This window comes from Roseateles sp. DAIF2 (assembly GCF_015624425.1).
Taxonomy (GTDB): Bacteria; Pseudomonadota; Gammaproteobacteria; order Burkholderiales; family Burkholderiaceae_C; genus Kinneretia.
Map to the genome: position 1 here is coordinate 5,141,761 of NZ_CP049919.1, position 24,106 is coordinate 5,165,866.

The 24,106-nt window shown below is 67.7% G+C and carries 22 protein-coding genes and 2 pseudogenes; 23 read left to right on the plus strand and 1 reads right to left on the minus strand.

Annotation, left to right across the window (positions count from 1 at the left end; all coding sequences use genetic code 11):
• Positions 1-98 precede the first annotated feature (98 nt).
• From G8A07_RS23695 to G8A07_RS23785, 19 genes are all read left to right on the plus strand, one after another.
• Complete coding sequence (locus G8A07_RS23695) at positions 99-776, plus strand: response regulator transcription factor (RefSeq protein ID WP_195794382.1); 678 nt, start codon at positions 99-101, stop codon at positions 774-776.
• Positions 773-2,212 (plus strand): ATP-binding protein, encoded by a 1,440-nt coding sequence (locus tag G8A07_RS23700; RefSeq protein WP_195794383.1) that lies wholly within the window; start codon positions 773-775, stop codon positions 2,210-2,212. The genes G8A07_RS23695 and G8A07_RS23700 overlap by 4 nt, the downstream gene beginning before the upstream one ends.
• A 259-nt stretch (positions 2,213-2,471) precedes the next feature.
• Positions 2,472-3,194 (plus strand): response regulator transcription factor, encoded by a 723-nt coding sequence (locus tag G8A07_RS23705; protein ID WP_195794384.1) that lies wholly within the window; start codon positions 2,472-2,474, stop codon positions 3,192-3,194.
• 5 nt (positions 3,195-3,199) lie between these two features.
• Entirely contained in the window at positions 3,200-5,020 is a 1,821-nt protein-coding gene (locus G8A07_RS23710) for an ATP-binding protein (RefSeq protein ID WP_195794385.1), read from the plus strand.
• A 112-nt stretch (positions 5,021-5,132) separates the two neighbouring features.
• Positions 5,133-6,149 (plus strand): type VI secretion system protein TssA, encoded by a 1,017-nt coding sequence (tssA, locus tag G8A07_RS23715; RefSeq protein WP_195794386.1) that lies wholly within the window; start codon positions 5,133-5,135, stop codon positions 6,147-6,149.
• 69 nt (positions 6,150-6,218) lie between these two features.
• On the plus strand, positions 6,219-6,725 hold the full coding sequence (tssB, locus tag G8A07_RS23720; protein WP_195794387.1) for a type VI secretion system contractile sheath small subunit: 507 nt from the start codon (positions 6,219-6,221) through the stop codon (positions 6,723-6,725).
• 25 nt (positions 6,726-6,750) lie between these two features.
• The gene (gene tssC / locus G8A07_RS23725; RefSeq protein ID WP_195794388.1) at positions 6,751-8,250 is read left to right on the plus strand and encodes a type VI secretion system contractile sheath large subunit; all 1,500 of its coding nucleotides are present in this window, start codon (positions 6,751-6,753) and stop codon (positions 8,248-8,250) included.
• Positions 8,251-8,434: 184 nt separating this feature from the next.
• Positions 8,435-8,932, plus strand: a complete 498-nt coding sequence (locus tag G8A07_RS23730; RefSeq protein ID WP_256441114.1) for a type VI secretion system tube protein Hcp — start codon at positions 8,435-8,437, stop codon at positions 8,930-8,932.
• An 88-nt stretch (positions 8,933-9,020) separates the two neighbouring features.
• The gene (locus tag G8A07_RS23735) at positions 9,021-9,518 is read left to right on the plus strand and encodes a type VI secretion system tube protein Hcp (RefSeq protein ID WP_195794390.1); all 498 of its coding nucleotides are present in this window, start codon (positions 9,021-9,023) and stop codon (positions 9,516-9,518) included.
• Between the two features lie 71 nt (positions 9,519-9,589).
• Entirely contained in the window at positions 9,590-10,012 is a 423-nt protein-coding gene (locus tag G8A07_RS23740) for a hypothetical protein (protein ID WP_195794391.1), read from the plus strand.
• 142 nt (positions 10,013-10,154) lie between these two features.
• Positions 10,155-10,868: a type VI secretion system accessory protein TagJ gene (locus tag G8A07_RS23745; RefSeq protein WP_249937122.1), complete on the plus strand. Its 714-nt coding sequence runs from the start codon at positions 10,155-10,157 to the stop codon at positions 10,866-10,868.
• A 182-nt stretch (positions 10,869-11,050) separates the two neighbouring features.
• Positions 11,051-11,623, plus strand: coding sequence for a hypothetical protein (locus tag G8A07_RS23750; RefSeq protein ID WP_195794393.1), 573 nt, complete (start codon positions 11,051-11,053; stop codon positions 11,621-11,623).
• Positions 11,608-12,123 carry a hypothetical protein gene (locus tag G8A07_RS23755; protein WP_195794394.1) on the plus strand — a complete coding sequence of 172 codons (516 nt, stop codon included), beginning with the start codon at positions 11,608-11,610 and terminating at the stop codon, positions 12,121-12,123. Before G8A07_RS23750 ends, G8A07_RS23755 begins: the two co-directional genes overlap by 16 nt.
• Positions 12,124-12,154: 31 nt before the next feature.
• Positions 12,155-12,661: a type VI secretion system baseplate subunit TssE gene (tssE, locus tag G8A07_RS23760; RefSeq protein ID WP_195794395.1), complete on the plus strand. Its 507-nt coding sequence runs from the start codon at positions 12,155-12,157 to the stop codon at positions 12,659-12,661.
• 74 nt (positions 12,662-12,735) lie between these two features.
• Positions 12,736-13,731 (plus strand): hypothetical protein, encoded by a 996-nt coding sequence (locus G8A07_RS23765; RefSeq protein ID WP_195794396.1) that lies wholly within the window; start codon positions 12,736-12,738, stop codon positions 13,729-13,731.
• A gap of 13 nt (positions 13,732-13,744) precedes the next feature.
• Entirely contained in the window at positions 13,745-15,628 is a 1,884-nt protein-coding gene (gene tssF / locus G8A07_RS23770) for a type VI secretion system baseplate subunit TssF (protein WP_195794397.1), read from the plus strand.
• Positions 15,625-16,749, plus strand: a complete 1,125-nt coding sequence (tssG, locus tag G8A07_RS23775; RefSeq protein ID WP_195794398.1) for a type VI secretion system baseplate subunit TssG — start codon at positions 15,625-15,627, stop codon at positions 16,747-16,749. Before tssF ends, tssG begins: the two co-directional genes overlap by 4 nt.
• Positions 16,746-19,403 (plus strand): type VI secretion system ATPase TssH, encoded by a 2,658-nt coding sequence (gene tssH / locus G8A07_RS23780; RefSeq protein WP_195794399.1) that lies wholly within the window; start codon positions 16,746-16,748, stop codon positions 19,401-19,403. The genes tssG and tssH overlap by 4 nt, the downstream gene beginning before the upstream one ends.
• A 6-nt stretch (positions 19,404-19,409) precedes the next feature.
• The gene (locus G8A07_RS23785; protein ID WP_195794400.1) at positions 19,410-19,982 is read left to right on the plus strand and encodes a hypothetical protein; all 573 of its coding nucleotides are present in this window, start codon (positions 19,410-19,412) and stop codon (positions 19,980-19,982) included.
• 61 nt (positions 19,983-20,043) lie between these two features.
• On the opposite strand, the gene G8A07_RS23790 is transcribed toward G8A07_RS23785, so the two are convergent.
• Positions 20,044-21,197, minus strand: a protein-coding gene (locus G8A07_RS23790; protein ID WP_195794401.1) for an IS3 family transposase whose coding sequence is annotated in 2 segments (ribosomal slippage) — positions 20,044-20,957 and positions 20,957-21,197 — 1,155 coding nt in all. Because the reading frame shifts where the segments join, the coding sequence is not laid out codon by codon here.
• 329 nt (positions 21,198-21,526) lie between these two features.
• On the opposite strand from G8A07_RS23790, the gene G8A07_RS23795 reads away from it, so the two are divergent.
• The 4 genes and pseudogenes from G8A07_RS23795 (at position 21,527) to G8A07_RS27745 (ending at position 24,097) form a co-directional block, all read left to right on the plus strand.
• Complete coding sequence (locus G8A07_RS23795) at positions 21,527-21,754, plus strand: hypothetical protein (protein WP_195794402.1); 228 nt, start codon at positions 21,527-21,529, stop codon at positions 21,752-21,754.
• Positions 21,755-21,819: 65 nt separating this feature from the next.
• Positions 21,820-22,815: pseudogene (locus G8A07_RS28310) on the plus strand (type VI secretion system Vgr family protein); the annotation flags it as partial.
• Positions 22,816-22,894: 79 nt separating this feature from the next.
• A pseudogene (gene tssI / locus G8A07_RS28315) lies at positions 22,895-23,308 on the plus strand (type VI secretion system tip protein TssI/VgrG); the annotation flags it as partial.
• A 45-nt stretch (positions 23,309-23,353) separates the two neighbouring features.
• Complete coding sequence (locus G8A07_RS27745; protein ID WP_213086199.1) at positions 23,354-24,097, plus strand: hypothetical protein; 744 nt, start codon at positions 23,354-23,356, stop codon at positions 24,095-24,097.
• The last annotated feature ends 9 nt before the right edge of the window (positions 24,098-24,106 follow it).

Below are 24,106 nucleotides of genomic sequence, written 5' to 3' on the forward strand. Positions count from 1 at the left end.
CGGGTTCGCGCGCGGCCGACCGGCGCCGCGGCGACTCCTAGAATCCGCCGCCAACAGCAAACACAACCAGGCCCATGGGCCGACGAGGGGGGCCGCGCATGGCCAGCATTCTTCTGCTCGAGGACGATCTGCCGCTGGGCCAGTCGCTGCAGCGCGTGCTCAGCATGGCCGGCCACCAGGTGCTGTGGCTGCGCACCGCGGCCGACGCGCGGCGCTTCCTGGCCGAGAACGAGTTCGCGCTGCTGCTGCTGGACATCACCCTGCCCGACGGCACCGGGCTGGAGCTGCTGAGCTGGTGGCGCGCCCAGGGGCGCAAGACGCCGGTGATGATGATCACCGCGCGCGACAGCATCGAGGAGCGGGTCGAGGGCCTGGACTGCGGCGCCGACGACTACCTGGGCAAGCCCTTCGCGATGGAGGAGCTGCTCTCGCGGGTGCGCGCCCAGCTGCGCCGCCACAGCGGCCAGGCTAGCAACACCTGGCAGCTCGGCGGCCTGACGATCGACACCGCGCGCCGCCGCGTGCTGCTGGAGGGCCGGGAGATCGTGCTGTCGGCGCGCGAGTACGACATCCTGCTGAGCCTGGCCGCCGAGCCCGGCCGGGTGCTGACGCGCGAGCAGATCGAACGCACGCTCAGCGGCACCGAGCTGCTGGACAGCAACGCGATCGACGTGCATGTCTACAAGCTGCGCAAGAAGCTGGGCAACGACTGGATCGCCACGGTGCGCGGCGTCGGCTATGTGCTGGAGGCGCCGACGGACGCCGTCAGCGCATGAGCCGGATCGCGGCGTTGCTGCGGCCGGCACGCTGGGCCCCGGCCTCGCTGAGCGGGCGCCTGATCGCCTGGCAGGCCCTGGCCCTGCTGCTGGCCTGGTTGGCCCTGGCGGCCCTGCTGACCTGGCGCTTCGTGGCCTGGGGCACCGAGGAGGTCGACATCCGGCTGCGGCAGATGGGCACCGTGCTCGTCAGCGCCGCCGGCAGCCCGGAGCCCGAACTGGCACAGCGCCTGGCGGCGGCCAACGGCGCCGTCATGGCCTTGCTGGGACTGGACGAGGAGGTCGGCAACGACCTGCATCCGGTCTACCAGGTCTGGGATGCGCAGGGCCGGCTGCTGGCCCGCAGCCCGCGGGCGCCCGACGCGCGCCTGGACGCCGCGGCAGCGCCGGGCCAGGTCTCGCCCTGGGTGGTGCAGCAGGCGGACGCCGGTCAGGGCCGGCTGCTGCTGGTTGCCGAACCGCGCGAGGTGCCCTTGAGCGCGGTGATGCCGGTGCTGCTACTGGTGTTCAAGAGCCAGCTGGGCATCTTCCTCTGGCATGGCCTGGTGATCTGGTTCAGCGTGCGCCTGGGCCTGCGGCCGCTGGCCCAGCTGGCGCAGCGCATCGCGCGCCGTCCCGCCGGGGAGCTGGCGCCGGTGCAGGTGGACCGGCTCTACACCGAGACCGCGCCGCTGGTCAGCGCGCTGAACGGCCTGCTGCTGCGCGAGAGCCAGCGCCTGGAGGCCGAGCGGCGATTTTTGGCCGACGCGGCGCATGAGCTGCGTACGCCGCTGGCCGCGGTCAATGCGCAGGCCCATCTGCTGCTGGCCGAGCGCGCGGAAGCGCTGCGGGCCGAGGCCGCGCTGGCGCTGCGCGAGGGCGTCGCAAGGGTCTCGCATCTGCTGGCCCAGTTGCTGACCCTGGCGCGGGCCGAGGATGGCGTGCGCGTCCAGCCGCCCGAACTGCTGGACGCCAGCGCGTTGCTGCGCGAGCGCGTCGCGCAACTGGCGCCGCTGGCGCGCCAGCGCACGATCGAGCTGGTGCTGGAGGCGCCGCAACGGGTGACGGCGCAGCTGGAGCGCAGCGGCTTCTGCTCGATCGTTGACAACCTGGTGGACAACGCGATCCGCTACACCCCCAACGGCGGTCGGGTCGAGGTGCGCCTGCAGGCCGCGGCGGGCCTGACCCTGACGGTGCTCGACAACGGCCGCGGCATCCCGCCCGAGCAGCGCGAGCGCGTGCTGGAGCGCTTCTACCGCGCCCCCGGCACCACCGAGCAGGGCACCGGCCTGGGCCTGGCGATCGTCAAGCGCCTGGCGGAGCGCGGCGGCGCAGGACTGAGCTTCATCGACGGCCTGGACGGGCGCGGCATCGGCCTTCGGCTGCAGTGGCCGCAGCGGGTCCTCGGCGATGAAGGTGCACCCCATGCGACGGCGGCTCGGCTTCCCGCGGCTTGACTGCGCACGCTGCCTCGACGGGATCGTTCGACTGGTGACCCGTGACGCTCGGAGGTCACGGTATTTACGCTTCGTTACCTGAAAACGCACCATATGCACGCATAGTGCGCCCTGCACGCAGTCGCTGCGGCCGATGCCATCCCCCTTCTTCGGGAATCCGCGCACCGGACCACAGACCTATGATGCACCCCCCGGCATCGCGACAAAGGGTAGCGGCGGCCAAGCCGGGAGAGGTGGCCACAGCCGCAAGGGAGGCCCTATGGAAGTAGCAGTAAGAGCAAGCGAGAACCGTCCGTTCGCGCCGATCACCTCGATCGTCGGCGGCGCTGCGGACCTGACGATCGACACCGAGCGGAGCGTGCGCCGCGTGTTGCTGGTCGACGACCATGAGCTGGTACGTGCCGGCATCCGGACCCTGTACCAGACCCTGGACGATCTGCAGATCGAGTGGCTGGAGGCCGCCTCGCTGCAGGAAGGCCTGCAGGTCTACCGCGAGCAGGGCGCCATCGATGCGGTGCTGCTGGATCTGAACCTGGGCGACTGCAAGGGCCTGCAGGGCCTGCGCCAGTTCCTCGAGGCCTTCCCGCAGGCCCATGTGGCCGTTTTCAGCGGCACGCAGGATGAATTCGTCGTGCGCCAGGCGCGGGCGCTGGGCGCCGCCGGCTATGTGCCCAAGGGCGCGCTGATGACCGAGATGCGCAACACCCTGCTGGCCCTGCTGGGCCACAGCGGCCGGCGCGGCGGCGCGGCCCAGACCGGTGCGCTGTTCCCGCGCTTCCCCTCCTCCGCAATGTATGACCGCGTGGCCGAACTGGGCCCACGCCATCTGGAGATCCTCGAGCTGGTGCTGTCGGGCTGCAGCAATCAGGAGATCAGCAATTCCACCCTGCTCTCGCTCGGGACGGTGAAGAACTATGTCTCCTCGCTGCTGCTGGCGCTGGACGTCAAGTCGCGCTCGCACATGATCAGCCTGTTCCGCTGAAGCCGATGGCCGCATGTCCGCCGGGCGCCGAGGCCCCGTCGGCGAACTTCGTGGCGGTGCCCGGCGCGGCGCGCGACAACGAGACGCCGCCGATCGACCCGATGGGGCGGGAGCACCGCGCGCTGCTGCAGCGCCTGCAGGACGCCGCCTTCGCCGAAACCTGGGCCTGCTGGCCCTATCTGCTGCTGGCCGTGGCCCTGCCGATCCTGGCGCAGGCCATGGCGCCGGCGATCGACCTGGGCGCGGCGCTGTGGCTGGCCGGCGTCGTCGTCACCAGCCTCGGTTGCGCGCTGACGGCGCGCTCGGTGCTGCATCCCTTTCGCCGCCCCGGGCGCGACACGCGGCGCGGCCACCGCCTGCTGCTGTGGCAGGGCCTGGCCTGCCTGCTGCTGCTGAGCATGCATCCCTGGCTGGCCGACGGCCCGGGGCCGCGCGCGCCGCTGGCCGGGCCGCTGCTGGCGGCCTCGGCCCTGGTGCTGGCGCTGGTGCTGGCGCCGCTGGGGCGCGCCACCGTGATCGTCGCGCTGCTGCCGGTGTCCGAAGGCCTGGCGCGGCTGAACGAGGCCCATGGCATCGAATGGCCGGGCGTGGCCTATTTCGCGACGGCGCTGGCCGTGATCGCGCTGGCGCTGCTGGAGCAGCAGCGTTGGCACCGCATGCAGCGCTCGCTGATGCAGGGCCACGACCGCATCCGCCAGCTGGAGCAGGCGCGCAACGACGCGATCCGCGCCGACCAGGAGAAGAGCCGCTTCCTCGCGATCGCCAGCCATGACCTGCGCCAGCCGGTGCATGCGCTGGGCCTGTTCGCCGCGACGCTGGAGAAGCGCCTGCAGGGCAGCGAGGAGGAGCCGCTGATGCGCAATGTGATGCGCTCGATCGACGGCCTGGAGCGCTCCTTCAACGCGATGCTGGACATCTCGCGCCTGGATGCCGGCACCATCGAGCCGAACATCCAGCATTTCCCGCTGCGCGACCTGTTCCGCCGCCTGCACATGCATTACGCCGGACAGGCCGAGGCCAAGTCCCTGGGCCTGCGCTTCTCGCCGGGCGGCAAGTCGGTCAGCAGCGACCCACAACTGCTCGAGCGCATCGTCGGCAACCTGATCCAGAACGCGCTGAAATACACCGAGCAGGGCGGCGTGGTCGTGGTCGCGCGCTCGACGCCAACCCATACCCATCTGGAGGTCTGGGACACCGGCATCGGCATCCGCGCGGGCGACCTGCCGCGCATCTTCGACGAGTTCTACCAGGTCGGCCATGGCGAGCGCAGCCGCGCCCAGGGCCTGGGCATGGGCCTGGCGATCGTCAAGCGCCTGGCCCATCTGCTCGGCTACCGATTGACCGTGGCCTCGCGCCCCGGCCATGGCACGCGCTTTCGGCTCAGCATCCCGCTGGGCGGGCTGGCGGAGATCCAGGACGCCACCGCCGCGGCCGACACCCTGCCGATGACGGTGATCCAGCCGCGCTCGGTGCTGGTGATCGACGACGAGCCCTCGATCCGCGAGGGCCTGCGCGTGCTGCTGGAGGAATGGGGCTACGAGGCGGTGCTGGCCTCGACCCTCAACGAGGCGGTGCAGGCGGTGCGCGCGCTGGGCGCCGCGCCCGACCTGATCCTCAGCGACCTGCACCTGGGCGACTGCCCCGACGGCATCGCGACGATCGAGGCGGTGCGCCGTCTCTGCGGCCATGCGGTGCCGGCCATCCTGGTCACCGGCGACACCTCGCACGACGAGCTGCGCCGCGCCAGCGACAGCGGCCACCAGGTCCTGTTCAAGCCCCTGCAGCCGCGCCGGCTGTTCAACGCGCTGCGCGGCATGGTGTCATAGCCCGACCCCTTAGGGGGACGGGCGTGACAAAGTGACTTTCGACCACTGCCTTTTGCGGGGCGGATCTCTAGAGTCGCCGGCATGCAATCGGCATGCTTGTTAGCACCTCGCGATGGCTGACTTCGATCTCGAAGCGCTGCTCGCCCCCCTCCAGGATGACGCCCCCTGCGGCGCGGACCTGGAGTACGACCCTGCCTTCCTGGCGCTGCTGAGCGCCGCCACAGGCCGGCCCGAGCAGCAGTACGGCGACACGGTGATCCCGGCCGAGGAGCCCGACTGGGCCGCGGTGCACGAACAGGCGCTGGCCCTGGCCGGCCGCACCCGCGATCTGCGCGTGGCCGTCTGGCTGGCCCGCAGCGGCGCGCGCCAGCAGGGCCTGCGCGCCGGCGTCGACGGGCTGCGCCTGATCGCCGGCCTGCTGGAGCGCCATTGGGCCCATGTGCATCCGCAGCTGGATGCCAGCGACGGCAACGACCCAACGATGCGCCTGAACGCGCTGCTGCCGCTGGCCAGCGATGTGGCCGGCCTGGCCGACCTGCGGGCCGCCAGCCTGACCGGACAGCGCGGCGGGCCGCGCGTGCGCGACATCGAGCTGGCCTTCGGCAATGCCGAGCCGATCAACGGCGAGTCGGTGCCCGCGCCGCAGGCGCTGGCGGACGGACTCGGCAACTTCGCCACCGGCAACCCCTGGTTGCCCGAGCAGTTGCAGGCTGGCCTGGGCGCGGTGCTTGCCGCCGAATCGACCATCGATCAACACCTGGGCGCCGGTCAGGTCCCCGACTTCGCACCGCTGACGCGCCTGCTGAAGTCGCTTGCGGCGCTGGGCCAGCAGTTGCAGGGCGGCGCACCGGCGCCGGCCGCCGAGGGCGGCACGGAACCCGCCACCGCCACGCCCCCCCGCTCGCACGCGGCGACGCAGCCGGGCGTGATCAACAGCCGCGACGACGCGGTGCGCGCGCTGCAGCGCGTCTGCGACTGGATCGAGCAACACGAGCCCAGCAATCCCGCGCCGCTGCTGATCCGCCGCGCGCAGCGCCTGATGAGCAAGAGCTTCATGGACATCATGCGGGACCTGGTCCCGGAGGGCGTCCAGGAAATCGAGAAGCTGGCCGGCGTCCAGCACGAATAACGACCCAGGCGCAGGCCCGAACCGCAACCCCTCGCCACGACAAACGATCCACGCACAAGGAGCAAGACCATGGCCACCAGCAGCCAGAAATTCATCGCCAGGAATCGCGCCCCGCGCGTGCAGATCGAGTACGACGTGGAGCTGTACGGCGCCGAGAAGAAGGTGCAGCTGCCCTTCGTGATGGGCGTGCTGTCCGACCTGTCGGGCAAGCCCACCGAGCCGCTGCCGCCGGTCTCGGACCGCAAGTTCCTCGAGTTCGACGTCGATAACTTCGACGCCCGCATGAAGGCGATGAAGCCGCGCACGGCCTTCGCCGTGCCCAACACGCTGACCGGCGAGGGCAACCTGATGGTCGACATCACCTTCGAGAGCATGGACGACTTCTCGCCCGCCGCGGTGGCGCGCAAGGTCGATGGCCTCAAGCAGCTGCTGGAGGCGCGCCAGCAGCTCGCCAACCTGATCACCTATATGGACGGCAAGGCCGGCGCCGAGCAGCTGATCGCCAAGGTCGTGCAGGACGAAGCGCTGCTGAAGTCCCTGGCCTCGGCGCAGAAGCCCGCCGCCGACTCGCAATAACCAGCCAAGAAGCAGGGAGCCCCCCATGGCCGAAGACATCCTCGCCCAGTCGCCCGCCTCGCTGCGTGGCATCGAGTACGAAGGCGGCGAGTTCGCCTCGCTGCTGAACAAGGAATTCAAGCCCAAGACCGACGAGGCCAAGTCCGCCGTCGAGCAGGCGGTGCTGACCCTGGCGCAGCAGGCGCTGTCGCAGACCAAGCTGATCGGCAGCGACGTGATCGTCTCGATCGAGGCGATGATCGCCGAACTGGACAAGCGCCTGTCCGAGCAGGTCAACGCAATCCTGCACCATGCCGAGTTCCAGCAGCTGGAAAGCGCCTGGCGCGGCCTGCACTACCTGGTCAACAACACCGAGACCGACGAACAGCTGAAGATCCGCGTGATGAGCATCTCCAAGGCCGACCTCGGCAAGACGCTCAAGCGCTACAAGGGCACGGCCTGGGACCAGAGCCCGCTGTTCAAGCGGGTCTACGAGGAGGAGTACGGCCAGTTCGGCGGCGAGCCCTTCGGCTGCCTGGTCGGCGACTACTACTTCGACCACAGCCCGCCGGATGTCGAGCTGCTGGGCGAGATGGCCAAGGTCTCCGCCGCCGCGCATTCGCCCTTCATCGCCGCGGCCAACCCCTCGCTGATGCAGATGGGTTCCTGGCAGGAGCTGGCCAACCCGCGCGACCTGACCAAGATCTTCGGCACGCCCGAGTACGCGGCCTGGAAGTCGCTGCGCGAGTCGGACGACGCGCGCTACATCGGCCTGGCGATGCCGCGTTTCCTGGCGCGCCTGCCCTATGGCTCGAAGACCAATCCGGTCGAGGAGTTCAATTTCGAGGAAGAGACCGGCGGCGGCGAGCATGGCGCCTACACCTGGGCCAACTCGGCCTATGCGATGGCGGCCAACATCAACCGCTCCTTCAAGAGCTATGGCTGGTGCACCCGCATCCGCGGCGTGGAATCGGGCGGCGCGGTCGAGGGCCTGCCGGCCCATACCTTCCCGACCGACGAGGGCGGCGTGGCGATGAAATGCCCGACCGAGATCGCGATCAGCGACCGCCGCGAGGCCGAGCTGGCGCGCAACGGCTTCATGCCGCTGGTGCACCGCAAGAACTCGGACTTCGCCGCCTTCATCGGCGCACAGTCGCTGCAAAAGCCCGCCGAGTACGACGACCCGGACGCCAGCGCCAATGCCAACCTGGCCGCGCGCCTGCCCTATTTGTTCGCCTGCACCCGCTTCGCCCACTACCTGAAGTGCATCGTGCGCGACAAGGTCGGCTCCTTCAAGGAGCGCGGCGACATGGAGAAATGGCTGAACAAGTGGATCATGAACTATGTCGACGGGGACCCGGCCAACTCGTCGGAGACCACCAAGTCGCAGAAGCCGCTGGCCGCCGCCGAGGTGCTGGTCGAGGAGATCCCCGGCAACCCGGGCTACTACACCTCGAAGTTCTTCCTGCGCCCGCATTACCAGCTCGAAGGCCTGACCGTGTCGCTGCGGCTGGTCTCCAAGCTGCCGTCGCAAAAGGGCAAGTAAGGCAGCAGCGACCGAACCAGGTTCCCGGGAGGCCTTGACGGGCCACAACAACAACAACCTTCACCACCGAATGGAAGCCATGCGGCCGGGACAAACACCGGCCGCATGGCGCCATGAATCCGGGCCATCGGCCCGAATGCTCCGGTCCCGCGTGCGTTGACGCGGAAACCGTTTCCACGAGTCCATCAAGGAGAGACCAACCATGACGATCGACGCCAATCTGAAGCTCGCCGGAGTTGAAGGCGAATCCACCCACAAGGATCACAAGGGCGAGATCGACCTGCTCGCCTGGTCCTGGGATGTCCGTCAGGACAGCACCGCCAACCAGGGCTCCGGCTCCGGCAAAGGCAAGGGCGTGCCCGGCAACCTGGTGTTCGCGCATTACTACGACAAGGCCTCCCCGGTCCTGGCCAAGTTCTGCGCCAACGGCAAGCATTTCGACAGCGCCGTGATCACCTGCCGCAAGGCCGGCGAAGGCCAGCAGGACTTCCTGAAGGTCACGCTGAAGCAGGTGCTGGTGACCTCGGTGTCGCCGTCCGCCAGCAGCGGCGGCGAGATCTCGGAAAGCGTGGCGCTGAGCTACGCCGACATCGAGTTCGAGTACAAGCCGCAGGATGCCAAGGGCGGCCTGGGCGGTGCGGTGAAGTTCGGCTGGAACGTCGCCACCACCGAAACGCGCTAATCAACAAGCGCGCGAGCGCCGCGGCCCGTCCCGCGCCCCATCCGGGGCTGGGTCGGGCCTTGTGCGCCCGCACCTGGAGCCACATCACATGCTGACGAACAACGGCGGCGCCAGCAGCGCCGACATGTACCTCGACCTGACGCTCAAGCGCGCCGGCAAGGTCAAGGGCGAATCGACCGCGGCCGGCCATGCCTCCGACATCGTCGTGCGCGGCTTCAACTGGGGCGTCGGCGCCTCCGGCGATGCGGTCGCCGGGCAGACCACCGGACGCCGCAGCTACCGCCAGCTGACGATCACCAAGAACCTCGATGCGGCTAGCACCGCGCTGATCAGCGCCGTGGCGACCAACGACGAGGTCCGCAGCGCCAAGCTGTTCCTGCGCAAGGCAGGCGGCGAGCAGCAGGACTATTTCACCCTGACCCTGGAGAAGGCGCGCGTCGCGACCTACGACATCGAGGCCGGCGACGACGGCGCTCCGCTGGAGCGCATCACCTTCAGCTTCCAGAAGATCGAGATCGAATACCGGCCGCAGAGCGCCAAGGGCCAGCTCGGCGGCAGCCATACCTTCAACGACGACCTGACCTGAGGCCTTTGTATCGGCAGACTTTTCGTGAGTACCGTAACCCTGCAGCCTTGCTGCAACTATCGGAGGCTTGTATGTCAGCACGGCTACGAACCGTTCTGGGTTCCATTGAAGACGTCTGGAGCCTCAAAGGACAGGCGGTAAGAGTCTCTTCGCTTGGGACTATGTCTAAGGCAGAAGCGCTGGCTGTGACGCTTAGCTCGCAGGGAACTACAAATCCCGGCACCAAGGAGTTGCCGAAGGTTTATTTCCAATCCGCCACCACGCCCCCTGACTGGAAGCGTGCCCTAGCGGCATATCGCGGCAACTGGTACCTGCTCGTGACGAAGGCCTCACCAAACCATGGAAGGATTAGTTGGTTCCAGGGGGACTATGTCCTCATTGGAGATCTGCATCCGGATTCGAAAGACTTTATCGTGTCCGAAGAAGTCTTAAGGGAAGCCATGCTGGGCGAGAAAAATGGGGCGAAGAATGGCGGCAACGACCCTCGCGAATAGCAATGCTCATCGATCACCGTTGAAGTGCCAATGACTTTGAGACCATATGAAAAAGCAGGCACTTGAAGAACTAGTACTGGCCGGTAGGCCAGTCGAGGCAATGGCCGTAGCCCAGAGTGAGGTTCGCTTGCATCCACAAGATGTGCAATTGCGAACTTTGCTGTTCCAGCTGATGGCGGTGACCGGGCAATGGACACGCGCCTCCGCCCAGCTGGAGGTCTGCGGTGAGCTGGACGCCGGCACCCTGGCGATGGTCAACACCTACCGCGAGGCGCTGCGCTGCGAACAGCTGCGCGAAGCCGTCTTCGAGGGTAAGACCACGCCAATGATCCTGGGCGAACCCGCGGAATGGGTCGCCGCCCTGGTACAGGCGCTGAAGCTGGAGGCCGATGGCGACGCCCGCGCCGCGGCGGCGCTGCGCGCGCAGGCGCTCGAGCAGGCCCCCGCCACGGCGGGCACGCTCGACGGTCAGGCCTTCGACTGGATCTGCGACGCCGACTCGCGCCTGGGCCCGGTGCTGGAGGCGGTGGTCAACGGCCGCTACTGCTGGGTGCCGTTCGCCGCGCTGAGCCGGGTCACGATCGAGGCCCCGACCGATCTGCGCGACCTGGTCTGGGTCCCGACCGCGCTTGAGTTCCCCAATGGCGGCGGCTCCGTCGCTCTGATCCCGACCCGCTATCCGCGCAGCACCGCCTTCGACGACGAGCGCGTCTGGATGGCGCGCCGCACCGAATGGCAGGCGCTCGCGGCAGGCGAGCAGGACGAACAGTACGCCGGCGTGGGCCAGCGCGTGCTGATGACCGATCAAGGTGAGGCAGGATTGCTGGATGTCCGACTGATCGAGTTGAGGGGCTGATGCCGCAAGAATTGTCCGAGCACGCGTCCAATCAATCGCATGCTCAAAACTCTCGCGCCGTCATGGCTTTTCTCGGCAGGCTGGCGACGGCCCTGCCGAGGTGGCCTGCATCGCCTCTGGGGGCTTTGCCACGTTCAACTCGAAAGCTCACCTCGCAACCGAGACCCATGCGTTTCGGGTCAATGCTGATAGTCAGCTGCGGAGCTTTCTTCCACCTGCCAGCGCTGTGCGACTCATTCGCCGACGCCAGGACTCCCTCGCCGACGAAAGCACCGGTCCATGCCCCAGCATGGCGAACACTGGACCCGATGGCCTGTCAGGTATTGACTGCGGAGCAACTGGCCCGGCTGCCGGCAGTCTGGCATCGCTATGCCGCAGTAGCCAAGGGCTGCAAACTGTCTGCGCCAGGGCGGCCGACTCGCCTGACGCTGGTATCGATCTTCACGGAGGACTATTACCGTGATCGCCCGGTGGATGCACCGTGGGAAGAGTTCCCAAAGCCCTTGTTACTGGATCAGGACTTCCGGTGCGTCGGTGTTCTGCCTGAGATCTATCCGATTGAGCAACCTCGTGAACTGACCTTGCGACATGGTCGGTGGCGCGACGGGCTACCCCAGGAGATCCGGATCCACGTCAGCAACCCTGCCATCGGTGGCGATTACAAGCTCCCTGCCATGCGGTGGGATCCATCTCTGAAGCTCTATCAGTCAAAAGGGTCCAAAACAATCAAGGACATTCCATGCCCGACGTTCTGAACCCATCCGGCACTGTCTCTGTAGCGGACCTGAAGAAGGTCGCCGACGAAGCGTACGAGAAGCATCCAGGTTCTTGCAGTCATGCGGTCTGGCACGTAATCAAGCGCTACGCGCCCGAGCAGCCCTATCGCACAGCCAACTCGCTGATCGCATTCATGACGGGCGACAAGCACTGGAAGGAAGTTCCGGTCTCCGATCTGAACGAGCGTGTCAATCGGGGTGAACTGATCGTCGGCGGTCTGACGGACCAGCCCAACGGACATGTCATCCTGGTCTATCCGGGAACGCCAAAGCCGTCCGGCGGCTACGCATACACCCGCAAAGGGAAGTCACTGACGATGCCCGCTCGAGGCATGTATCCGCGCGCGATGTCGACCTCGCTGGGCAACTGGGCCGGAGCGAAAAGCAAGGGAGACAAGACGATCTGGGATGCCTGGGCAAGCGATGAGAAGTTTGCCCAGGTCAAGTTCTGGCGTTACGAACCTGACACCGGCAAGTGATCGCCCGGCGACTCTTCCCGATGCATCCACAATGAACCAGATCACCCGCGACCGCCTCCAGCCCGCCTTGCTGGACCGCCTCACCGATGAAGACCCCGTCCGGCGCGAGGAGGCGGAGGAGCGGCGCGTGATGTCGAAGTCGCAGCTGCGCCAGGCCGTGCTGCGCGACTTGAGCTGGCTGTTCAATGCGGTGCAGCCGCTGGGCAAGCTGGCCGAGGCGCATGCCCGCGTCGGCGAGAGCGTGCTGAATTTCGGGCTGCCGGCGCTGTCCGGCCAGTTGGCCTCCAAGGTGGACGTGCATCTGCTGGAGAAGTCCATTCGCCAGGCCATCCTGCATTACGAGCCCCGCATCCTGCCGGACACGCTGGAGGTGCGCGCCCTCGAGGCCGACAGCGTGATGGACACCCACAACGTGATCGAGTTCGACATCCGCGGCCACCTCTGGTCGCAGCCGGTGCCGCTGGAGATCCTGCTGCGCACGCAGATGGATCTGGAGGCGGGTCAGGTCGAGGTGCGAGATGCCGCCGCCCGCGGCTAACTGGTTCCGGGCTATCCGCCTGCGTAGTACCTGCCTTCGCTATGACTTCTCTAGGAACATGAAGGGAGACAAACATGCCTGACCTGGCTCTGAATCAAGTCATCGACTCCAACCGCATTTCCAGCTGCACCGAGCTTTCTCCGGGACGGCCGGTTTACCTACTGGTCGGCCACGACGGCAGCAGTCTCGTAATCAAGCAGGAACTAACGATTCACGCATCCGACCCGCAGAACCTGGATCGCGCGCTGAAGAACATGGCCGTTGTAAGCCCTAGCGCAACCGCCGAGGTATTGACCCTGCTAGAAGTCCTGGAGCTGCAGTCTTGGGTAGACCTCGAACACGATGTGGCGCAAATGACGTTCCGCGCCTTGGACCCCAATATACAAACGCTTCGGAACACCCTAGGACAGGGAGGTACCTGGCACAAGACCAACAAGCTGGCTGGCGTTCAGGATCTGAACGACGCGGTTGCTCGTGCGACCCAGCATGCGGACAAGAGTGGCGTCCGGGCGATTGCCGCGGCCTTGAATCGGCCCAACGGACTGGAGGCGCTTGGCCAGATCATTGCCATCGACATGTTCAACGGCAACCACGATCGGTTCGATGTGAGTTACGTCCCGAACGGGCAAGCCGTAGGCGTACCCAACCCACGGGGTGGTCAGTTCATGGCGCTTGTCAACCTCGGCAACGTCATCCTGCATATCCACAATGGCGCGCTGCGCCCCGTTGGATTGGATGCATACGAGGCAATGGGAGCCTTTCGAGACTTCTCCGGTGGGGCAACACCGCATGGATGGTCTGGGCTGAATCTCGGTGCGACACCGGCAGCAAGCACGTTCCGCACCAATTTCTCACAGGACATCGTTACCGACCTGGAAGCCGCGCTGGGTCCGCGCAACCGGAAAATCGCATTCGCAACAAAGAGGCGCCTACCGACCAACGCCGCCGCCCGCGTGCTCAATGGCATCAATGTCGGGGCTCTGCTGTTGCGGCAGGATCTGACCGCCTTGCGCCAGGCCAACGGTGCCTCGGCCGGTCTTCTGGCCCGCATGAACAGCCTCAACTGGTAAGCCTGGCGCGTTCATGGACCCACGGCTGCTTCGCCACTACAACGACGAACTGACCCATCTGCGCGAGGTCGGCGCGGAATTCGCGCGCGACTTCCCGAAGATCGCGGCACGCCTGGGCATGGAGGATGCCGAGGTCGCCGACCCCTATGTGGAGCGCCTGCTCGAGGGCTTCGCCTTCCTCTCGGCGCGCGTGCAGCTGAAGCTGGACAGCGAGCATCCGCGCCTGATCTCGCACCTGCTGGAGTCGATCTATCCGAACTTCCTGGCGCCGGTGCCGTCGATGATGGTGGCGCGCTTCGGCATCGATCCCACCGACCCGAACCTGAGCCGGGGGCATGTGGTGCCGCGCGGCAGCGTGCTGCAGTCCAGCCTGCCGCGCGGGCAGGACACGCGCTGCGAGTTCCGCACCGCCCATGCGGTCACCTTGTGGCCGATCGAACTGAGCGATGCGCGCTACTTCAGCCATGCGCCCGATCTGCCGATGGCCCGCCTGCCCGGTACGGCCGGCAGCCGCGGCGGCCTGCGCCTGAAGCTGCGCACCGGCGGCGGCCTGACCTTCCAGCGGCTCGGCATGGAGCGGCTGGCCTTCTACCTGAGCGCGCCGGACGCGGTGGCGTTTCGCCTGCATGAGCTGGTGCTGGGCGCGGCGCTGGGCAGCTATGTCGGCGGCGAGGGCATCGATGCAACCAACGCGGCCGGCCAATGGCGCGACGCGGGCAGCATCCGGCCGCTCGGCTTCGGGGCCGACGAGGCCCTGCTGCCCGACGGCCACCGCAGCTTCTCCGGCAACCGCCTGATGCAGGAAGCGGCGGCGATGCCGCGGCGCTTCCTGTTCTTCGAGATCACCGGCCTGACCGAGCGGCTGGCGCGCATCGACGCCGGCGAGGCCGAGATCGTGCTGTTCTTCGCCCGCGGCGACGCCGGCCTGGAGGCACTGGTCGACGGCCAGAGCCTGGCCCTGCATTGCACGCCGGCGATCAACCTGTTCCCCAAGCGCCTAGACCGCATCCAGCTCGGCAGCGGCAGCTGGGAATACCATGTCGTGCCGGACCGCACCCGGCCGATGGACTTCGAGGTGCACAGCCTGCAGACGGTGACCGGCTATGGCGCGGCCAATGTCGGCCTGCAGCAGTTCTGGCCGCTGTATGCGACCTACCACGAGGCGCCGCCCGAAGCGCCCGGCTTCTACACCGTGCGGCGCGAGCCGCGCCTGCTGTCGGCACGCCAGAAGGAGCAGGGGCCGCGCAGCGGCTATATCGGCGACGAGGTCTTCCTGTCGCTGGTCGACCCGCGCCACGCGCCCTACCGCGAGGACATCCGCCAGCTCTCGGTCGCCGCCCTGGTGACCAACCGCGACCTGCCGGCCCTGCTGCCGCACAACGGCGCCGGCGGCTGGCATCTGGACGCCGCCGGGCCGGTGCTGCGCGTGGAGTCGCTGCATGGCCCGACGCGGCCCACCGGCCGCCAGCCGGTCGGCGAGATCGGCTGGAGCCTGGTCGGCCTGCTGACCCAGCAGCAGCTGCCCTGGGCCGACGAGCCCCCGGCCCAGGCCGCCGCCGCGCTGCGCCGGCTGCTGATGCTCTACGGCCCGCCCGGCGATGCCAGCTGGCAGCGGCTGGTGGAGGGCGTGCGCGGCGTGACGGCGCGCTCGGTGGTGCGGCGCCTGCCCTTCACCGGCCCGCTGAGCTTCGGCTCCGGCTGCGAGATCGAGCTGGAGCTGGACGAGCTGTCCTTCCAGGGCCACAGCGCCTTCCTGTTCGCCAGCCTGCTGGAGCGCTACTTCGGCCGCTACGCCGCGATCAACAGCTTCACCCAGCTGAGCCTGCGCAGCACGCAGCGCGGCCCGGTCAAACGCTGGCCGCCGCGCATCGGCGGCGAGCCGGGCAGCACGGCATGACCGCCCGCGAGCCGCATGTCGAAAAAAACGCCGCCGCCCGCGCGGCGCTGCAGGCCCTGTTCGAGCAGGTCGAGGCGCGGCCCTGGGCGCATGACTTCTTCGCGCTGCTGCGCCGCATCGAGGGGCTGAGCCCCGAGGCGCCGCGCCTGGGCCGGGCCGCCCGGCCGCAGCAGGAGCCGATCCGGCTGGGCCAGGAACCCGAGCTCGATTTCGCGCCGGCGGCGCTCGCCAGCCTGACGCAGGGCCGCCGCGCGCCGCGCCTGGGCGTGCGCTTCTTCGGCCTGCTGGGGCCGCAGGGGCCGATGCCGCTGCATCTGACCGAATATGCGCGCGAGCGGCTGCATCAACGCGGCGACCCGACCCTGAGCCGCTTTCTCGACGTTTTCCACCACCGCCTGCTGCTGCATTTCTACCGCGCCTGGGCGCAGTCGCAGCCGACGGTCCAGCATGACCGGCCGGCCGGCGATCGCTATGCGGCCTGGCTGGGTGCCAGTACCGGGCTGGACGGCGGGCTGCGCCCCGCCGATGCGCTGCCGCAGACCGCGCGCCTGTTCCAGGCCGGCCTGCTGGGCGGGCGAGCTCAGCATCCGGAGGGGCTGGTCAAGATCCTGTCCCTGCATTTCGGCGTGCCGGTGCGGATCGAGCAGCATGTGCCGCATCAGCTGCAGATCGAGGACGGCGAGCGCAGCCGGCTCGGCCATGCGCGCAACCGCGCCGAGCGCATCGGCGCCACGCCCGCGGCACTGGGCCGCAACACCGCGATCGGCAACAAGGCCTGGGACCGGCAGTACCGTTTCCGCGTCGTGCTAGGCCCGCTGAGCCTGGCCCAGTTCGAACGCTTCCTGCCCGACGCCGATGCCTGGCGCCCGCTGAACGACTGGATCCGCCAGTACGTCGGCCACCGGCTGCAATGGGAGCTGCGGCCACTGCTGCGGCGCGACCAGGTGCCGCCGGCGGCGCTGGGGCGGCGCGTGCGGCTGGGCCTGACCTCATGGGCGGGCCATGCCGGCGGCCGCCCGCATCGACAGGACCGCGGCGATCTGCGCCTGCATCCCGAACAGCACCAGCGCCTGCAGCGCGGCGCGCACTCCACGACAAAAACCCAGGGAACCCCATCATGAGCACCGAGATCCCCCGCACCAGCCTGTTCGGCAAACTCAACCCGCTGGCCTACAAGGCCATCGAGGGCGCCACCGTGTTCTGCAAGCTGCGCGGCAACCCCTTCGTCGAGCTGCAGCATTGGCTGTATCAGATCCTCAACACGCCGGACTCGGACCTGCACCGCATCGTCAAGCATTACGGCCTGGACGCGGCGCAGCTGGCGAGCGATCTGACGGCCTCGCTGGACCGGCTGCCGCGCGGCGCCAGCTCGATCACCGACCTGTCGAGCTGGGTCGAGAACGCGGTGGAGCGCGGCTGGGTCTACGGCTCGCTGATGTTCGGCGAGCGCCAGGTGCGCACCGGCCATCTGCTGCTCGGGCTGCTGAAGACCGCCTCGATGCGCAACACCCTGCTGGCGATCTCGCGCCAGTTCGAGCGCATCTCGGCGGACGACCTGGCCGAGCATTTTGCGCAGCGCGTCGAGGGCTCGCCCGAGCAGGGCCAGGGCGCCGCCGAGCCGGGCGCCGCACCCGGCGATGCCAGCGGCGCCATCGCGCCGGCCGCGCTGGGCAAGCAGGAGGCGCTGAAGCGCTTCGCGGTGGACCTGACCGAGCGCGCGCGCCAGGGCGAGATCGACCCGATCGCCGGCCGGGACGAGGAGATCCGCCAGATCGTCGACATCCTGATGCGGCGGCGCCAGAACAACCCGATCCTGACCGGCGAGGCCGGCGTCGGCAAGACCGCGGTGGTCGAGGGCTTCGCGCTGCGCCTGGCTCAGGGCGACGTGCCGCCGCAGCTGAAGGACGTGGCCCTGTACATGCTGGACATCGGCCTGCTGCAGGCAGGCGCCAGCATGAAGGGCGAGTTCGAGAACCGGCTGCGCCAGGTGATCGACGAGGTGCAGGCCTCGCCCAAGCCCATCATCCTGTTCATCGACGAGGCCCATACCCTGATCGGTGCCGGCGGCGCGGCCGGCACCGGCGACGCGGCCAATCTGCTGAAGCCGGCATTGGCGCGCGGCAAGCTGCGCACCATCGCCGCGACCACCTGGGCCGAGTACAAGAAGCATATCGAGAAGGACCCGGCGCTGACCCGGCGCTTCCAGGTCGTGCAGGTCGGCGAGCCCGACGAGGACAAGGCGGTGCTGATGCTGCGCGGCGTCGCCAGCATCCTTGAGAAGCATCACCGCGTGGCCCTGCTGGACGAGGCGATCGAGGCCGCGGTGCGGCTGTCGCATCGCTACATCCCAGCGCGCCAGCTGCCGGACAAGGCGGTCAGCCTGCTGGACACCGCCTGCGCCCGCGTCGCGGTCAGCCAGCATGCCACCCCGCCCGAGCTGGAGGACTGCCTGCGCCGCATCCAGGCGCTGGAGGTGGAGCGCGACATCATCGAGCGCGAGGCCGCGATCGGCATCGAGGTGGCCGAGCGCCGCCGCCGCGTCGCCGCCGCGCTGGACGAGATGCAGACCCGTCGCAGCGCGCTGGAGACCCGCTTCGCGCAGGAAAAGGCGCTGGTGGACCGCATCCTGGCGCTGCGCGCCGAGCTGCGCCGCGACGGCACCGAGGCCCTGCCCGCCGGCGCCGAGCGCGACGGCAGGCTGGCCGAGCTGCAGGAGCAGCAGCGCCAGCTCGATGCGTTGCAGGGCGATGCGCCGCTGATCCTGCCCACCGTCGACGAGCAGGCGGTGGCCGGTGTGGTGCAGGACTGGACCGGCATCCCGGTCGGCCGCATGGTCAAGAACGAGGTGCAGGCGGTGCTGCAGCTGGCCGACACGCTGAACCAGCGCGTGGTGGGCCAGCAGCATGCGCTGGAGATGATCGCGCGCCGCATCCAGACCTCGCGTGCGCGCCTGGACAACCCCAACAAGCCGATCGGCGTGTTCCTGCTGTGCGGTACCTCGGGCGTCGGCAAGACCGAGACCGCGCTGGCGCTGGCCGAGGCGCTGTACGGCGGCGAGCAGAACGTCATCACGATCAATATGAGCGAGTTCCAGGAGGCGCATACCGTCTCCACCCTGAAGGGCTCGCCGCCGGGCTATGTCGGCTACGGCGAGGGCGGCGTGCTGACCGAGGCGGTGCGGCGCCGCCCCTACAGCGTGGTGCTGCTGGACGAGGTCGAGAAGGCCCATTCCGACGTGCACGAGCTGTTCTTCCAGGTCTTCGACAAGGGCTGGATGGAGGACGGCGAGGGCCGCTACATCGACTTCAAGAACACCATCATCCTGCTGACCAGCAATGTCGGCAGCGAGCTGATCATGAAGCTCTGCGCCGATCCCGAGCTGATGCCCGAACCCGAGGGCATCGCCAAGGCGCTGCGCGAGCCGCTCTTGAAGGTGTTCCCGGCCGCGCTGCTGGGCCGGGTGGTCAACATCCCCTACTACCCGCTCAGCGAGGCGATGCTGGGCCAGATCGTGCGCCTGCAGCTGGGCCGCATCCAGCGCCGCGTGCAGGACAACCATGGCGTGCCCTTCAGCTACGGCGACGATGTGGTGCAGCTGGTGCTGAGCCGCTGCGCCGAACTCGAAAGCGGCGGCCGCGTCATCGACGCGATCCTGACCAACACCGTGCTGCCGCACATCAGCCGCGAGTACCTGACGCGCCTGTCCGAAGGCAAGACGATCGCGCGGGTGGCGCTGGGAGTCAGCGATGGGGAGTTCAGTTACACGTTTGATTGACCTGGCGTGCTCGGCTCTGAAATACCGAAGCGCGGTGTGGCCATTTTCTGCATCGCAGGGCTGGCCGGCTGCATGTCGCTTGCCGCGCCACCGCCTAGTCCCGACAGAACGCCCTCCTGCCAGACTGAAGGCGAGGCAACTAGCACCAGCCGGTTGCTGGCCGAAGAGCTGCAGCGCAACGTCAACTCGCTCCCCTTGTTTCTTGCCGCGGCAAAAAACACGACCATGCACGCCTGCAATGCCTCGCATACCGGAATCTCGGTTGAGCTGCTGTACGGTTTCCAAAACGGCAACCAGTACAGCCTCAAGCATGACCCGGCAATCGAATGGAGCGAGCAGCATGCCAGGCTGCGCAATCCGCCGATCGCAGAGGATCCCGGGCAACTGCTGTCGCGCGCGGAGCAACGTGCCTTTGGCGCTCAAGGCTGCGGTATCGACTGGCAGCAGCCTGGCACCGTCCCATTGAAGGATGGCTTGATTGAAAAGTCCTGGCGAGGGAAGGTGTGCAACTGCCGTGCCTCGGTTCGGCACGACAAATCAGGCGGCCTGATGGAGTTGTCGTTGAGCTCAGCATGTTGAGTTCAACATGAACATCCGATGGGAAGCATCCGATGCCCGCCTCTGAATCGCCCCGGATTTCCTAGACAGTCCTGAGCCGTTGGGAATGGCGGCGCTCGAACTCGGCGGGCGAGGTGCCGCCGGCAGTACCGTGGCGCCGCTTGGCGTTATAGAACATCTCGATGTAGTTGAAGACATCGGACTTGGCTGCGTCTCGGGTCGGGTAGATCTGCCGACGGATGCGTTCCCGCTTGAGCAACTGGAAGAAGCTCTCGGCCACGGCGTTGTCGTGGCAGTTGCCGCGACGACTCATGCTGGAGACGAGTTTGTGCTCGCGCAGGAAGTCCTGCCATTCGTGGCTCGTGAACTGGCAGCCCTGGTCCGAGTGCAGCATCACCGAGGACTGGGGTCGCCGCCGCCACAGCGCCATCAGCAACGCATCGAGGACTAAGGTCGTGTCGATGCGGCTGCCCATGGACCATCCGACGACCTGTCGCGAGAACAGGTCAACGACCACCGCCAGGTACAGCCAGCCTTCGTGTGTACGGATGTACGTGATGTCGGTGACCCAAGCTCGATTGGGCTCGTCGACAGTGAACTGTCGCTGCAGGTGATTTGGCGCGACCACTGCGGGCTTGCCACCACGCATGCCGGGCCGACGCCCGTAGCCCGTCTGAGAGCGCAGTCCTTCGCGCTTGAGTAGCCGCGCCACGCGATGCTTGCCGCACCGCTCCCCGAGGTCGCGCATGTCCAGGGTGAGCTTGCGATACCCGTAGGTCCCTCCGCTCTCGAGCCAGGCATGCTTGAGCAGCCCAAGCAGCCTGCGGTCATCTTGCTCGCGTGGACTCTGCGGCTCGGCCCTCCACGCGTAGAAGCCGCTCGGGTGGACCTGCATCACGCTGCACATGCGACGCACGCTGTGCTCATGCTCGTGCTTCTTGATGAACGCGTACCTCACCCGGACTGCTTGGCAAAGTACGCTGCGGCCTTTTTTAGGATGTCGCGCTCCTCGGTCACGCGCTTGAGCTCGGCCTTCAGCCGTCGCAGCTCTTCAGCCTGCGAGTTGGCCGCCTGCCGCTCGGGCGCTGGCACGCCATAAGCCTTGATCCACTTATACAGACTGTGCTGACTGACGCCGATTCGCGCCGACACCTCGACGACCCTGTGGCCGCGTTCGGTGATCTGCTTGACCGCCTCGATCTTGAATTCTTCCGGGTAGGGCTGGTTCGTTCTCATGGCACCTCCTATTGGGCCTCAGTTCTGAGGCTCGGAGATGTCTAGCAAACCTGGGGCGATTCATAAGCCTGCTGCTGCCGGCCGCACAGGCGAGCGCAAAGGCATCGGAGCGAGGGCTGTGTGGTCCGGGCGAAACCGTCTACCTCGCCTGTCAAACGACGCAATCGTGCTGGATCAGCGTCTGCGGCCGCACCGACGCGCTGCAGTACCGCTTCGGTCGCCACGGTCGAGTGGAACTTCAACTCCCTGAGCGAGCGGAAGATGGACCGACGCAGCTGCGGTTCTCGCATTACTTCCGTGCCCAGGTGGAAAGGACGGAACTGCGCCTCATGGCGCACGATCGCGACTACGTCATCTTCGACCATCGCGGGGAAACCGGGCAACGGGCCGGCGTGCGGGTGAGCACGAAAACCGGCCAGACCGTCGAGTTCGCATGTAGTGGGCCGGTGCTCAGCCGCTTGAGCACCTTGCGTGATCTGCTGCTGCCCTGCGATCAAGACAGTGCGTTGAATGGCGGTCTATGCCCTGATCAAGCCCCGTCAAAACCCGGAAAGTGACTTTCGCCTCTTCCCCCGTGGAAGATGGCTGCCCTACCGTCGGGGCAGCTTGATGTCGTGATGCCATGGCCAGCCCCTACCGTCTCAAGACCGCCCTGCCCGAAGACCTGCTGCGCGTGCACACCTGCGTGTGGCGCGAAGGCCTGAGCGAGCTGGGGGAAGCCACGCTGACCCTGCTGAGCGAGCGCAAGGACATCCAGGCGGTGGACCTGCTGGGCAAGCCCGCGGCGCTGAGCATCGCCCAGCGCGCCGATGCCCCGCGCCATCTCTCGGGCTACGTCACCCGCTTTGCGCAAGTCGGCTTCGAGGGCCGTTACTGCGTCTACGAGATGAGCCTCAAGCCCTGGTTGTGGCTGCTCACCCGCACCGCCGACTGCCGGGTCTTCCAGCGCCAGAGCGTGCCCGAGATCGTCAAGAAGGTGTTCGAGGACCACCCGGTCGCCCGCTTCGAGTTCAAGCTGCTGCGCCCCTACCGCCCCTGGCGCTACTGCGTCCAGTACCGCGAGACCGACTTCAACTTCATCGCCCGGCTGCTGGAGCATGAAGGCATCTACTGGTACCTGGAGCACGACGACAAGGGCCACAAGCTGGTGCTGTGCGACAGCGCCAGCGGGCATGACCCGGCCCCGGGCTGCGAGAGCCTGCCCTTCTACGGCGGCGCGTCCCAGGTGCCGCCCCAGCTCGAGCATGTCGAGCGCTGGGGCAGCGTGCAATGCCTCAAGCCCGGCAAGGTGGCGATCACCTCCTACGACTTCGAGCGCCCCTCCACCTCGCTGCTGGCCCAGCAGAACCAGACCCGCGACTACAACCTCAGCGACGGCGAGATCTTCGACTACCCCGGCGTCTACACCAAGAGCGCCGACGGGGCCCAGTACGCCGAGGACCGGCTCGACGAGATCCAGAGCGGCGTCGACCTCTTCGACGCCAGCACCAACGCCCAGGGCGTGGCCACCGGCCACCTGCTGACGCTCACGCGCCACCCGCGCGACGACCAGAACGCCCAGTACCTGGTCACCGCCACCACCCTGCAGCTCAGCCAGGCCACCAGCGAGAGCGGCAGCGGCGAATCCTCGCTGCGCTGCAGCTTCAGCTGCATGCCGGCCAAGCAGCAGTACCGCCCGGCGCGGCACGCCCAAGCCCATGGTGCCGGGGCCGCAGACCGCCATCGTCACCGGGCCGCCGGGCGAGGAGATCTTCACCGACAAGTTCGGCCGGGTGAAGGTGCAGTTCCACTGGGACCGGCGCGGCCAGCGCGACGGCGAGACCTCCTGCTGGGTCAGCGTGGCGCATCCTTGGGCGGGCTCCAACTTCGGCGGCGTGCACATCCCGCGCATCGGCCAGGAGGTGATCGTCGGCTTCATGGAGGGCGACCCCGACATGCCGATCATCATCGGGCGCACCTACAACGGCGAGAACATGCCGCCCTGGGAGCTGCCGGCCAACGCCACGCAGAGCGGCTTCCTGACCCGCTCCAGCAAGGGTGGGGGCTACGACAACGCCAACGCGATCCGCTTCGAGGACAAGCAGGGGGCGGAGCAGCTGTGGATCCATGCCGAGAAGGACCAGCTCACCGAGGTCGAGCACGACGAAGACAAGTGGGTGGGCAACGACCGGCGCAAGACCATCGACCGGCATGAGACCACCCTGGTCAAGGGCAACCGCACCGAGACGGTGGATCTGGATGAGACCATCACCATCCACCAGAACCGCAGCGAGCGGGTCGATCTGGACGAGAAGATCTCGATCGGGATGAACCGCTCCGAGGATGTGGGGGTCAACGAGACGATCTCGATCGGCGCCAACCGCAGCGAGACCGTCGGCGTCAACGAGACCATCGCCATCGGCAGCAACCGCTCGATCACGGTAGGTGCCAGCGAGACCGCCACAGTGGCGCTGCAACGCACCCACAGCGTCGGCATCAACGAGACGATCGCGATCGGCGCGGCGCAGGAGATCGCGATCGGCGCCGCCCAGGTCGTCGCGATCGGCGCGACGCAGAGCGTCACGGTCGGCATCAACCAGTCGACCAACGTCGGGGCCCGGCAGAGCCTCGACGTCGGCGCCGACCGCCGCATCAGCGTCGGCGGCGCGCAGAGCAGCAGGATCGGCAAGGCGCGCAGCGCCGATGTTGGCCAGGACGACAGCCTCAAGGTCGGCAAGAACCTGCTCATCGACGCCGGCGACTCGGTCACGATCAAGACCGGCAGCGCCAGCATCACAATGAAGAAGGACGGCACGATCACGATCAAGGGCAAGAACATCACGATCGACGGCTCCGGCAAGATCAATATCAAGGCCGACAGCAACGTCGTGATCAAAGGATCGAAGATCCTGCAGAACTGAACACCACGA

Excerpts from the sequence above, each read along its gene's own strand:
- tssB (WP_195794387.1), top strand. The coding sequence starts at position 6,219 with ATGGCCACCAGCAGCCAGAAATTCATCGCCAGGAATCGCGCCCCGCGC.
- G8A07_RS23755 (WP_195794394.1), top strand. The coding sequence starts at position 11,608 with ATGCCCGACGTTCTGAACCCATCCGGCACTGTCTCTGTAGCGGACCTG.
- G8A07_RS23795 (WP_195794402.1), top strand. The coding sequence starts at position 21,527 with ATGGCGCACGATCGCGACTACGTCATCTTCGACCATCGCGGGGAAACC.
- tssH (WP_195794399.1), top strand. The coding sequence starts at position 16,746 with ATGAGCACCGAGATCCCCCGCACCAGCCTGTTCGGCAAACTCAACCCG.
- G8A07_RS23710 (WP_195794385.1), top strand. The coding sequence starts at position 3,200 with ATGGCCGCATGTCCGCCGGGCGCCGAGGCCCCGTCGGCGAACTTCGTG.
- G8A07_RS23765 (WP_195794396.1), top strand. The coding sequence starts at position 12,736 with ATGCCTGACCTGGCTCTGAATCAAGTCATCGACTCCAACCGCATTTCC.
- tssE (WP_195794395.1), top strand. The coding sequence starts at position 12,155 with ATGAACCAGATCACCCGCGACCGCCTCCAGCCCGCCTTGCTGGACCGC.
- tssF (WP_195794397.1), top strand. The coding sequence starts at position 13,745 with ATGGACCCACGGCTGCTTCGCCACTACAACGACGAACTGACCCATCTG.
- tssG (WP_195794398.1), top strand. The coding sequence starts at position 15,625 with ATGACCGCCCGCGAGCCGCATGTCGAAAAAAACGCCGCCGCCCGCGCG.
- G8A07_RS23735 (WP_195794390.1), top strand. The coding sequence starts at position 9,021 with ATGCTGACGAACAACGGCGGCGCCAGCAGCGCCGACATGTACCTCGAC.
- G8A07_RS23740 (WP_195794391.1), top strand. The coding sequence starts at position 9,590 with ATGTCAGCACGGCTACGAACCGTTCTGGGTTCCATTGAAGACGTCTGG.
- tssA (WP_195794386.1), top strand. The coding sequence starts at position 5,133 with ATGGCTGACTTCGATCTCGAAGCGCTGCTCGCCCCCCTCCAGGATGAC.
- G8A07_RS23750 (WP_195794393.1), top strand. The coding sequence starts at position 11,051 with ATGCTGATAGTCAGCTGCGGAGCTTTCTTCCACCTGCCAGCGCTGTGC.
- tssC (WP_195794388.1), top strand. The coding sequence starts at position 6,751 with ATGGCCGAAGACATCCTCGCCCAGTCGCCCGCCTCGCTGCGTGGCATC.
- G8A07_RS23705 (WP_195794384.1), top strand. The coding sequence starts at position 2,472 with ATGGAAGTAGCAGTAAGAGCAAGCGAGAACCGTCCGTTCGCGCCGATC.
- G8A07_RS23695 (WP_195794382.1), top strand. The coding sequence starts at position 99 with ATGGCCAGCATTCTTCTGCTCGAGGACGATCTGCCGCTGGGCCAGTCG.
- G8A07_RS23700 (WP_195794383.1), top strand. The coding sequence starts at position 773 with ATGAGCCGGATCGCGGCGTTGCTGCGGCCGGCACGCTGGGCCCCGGCC.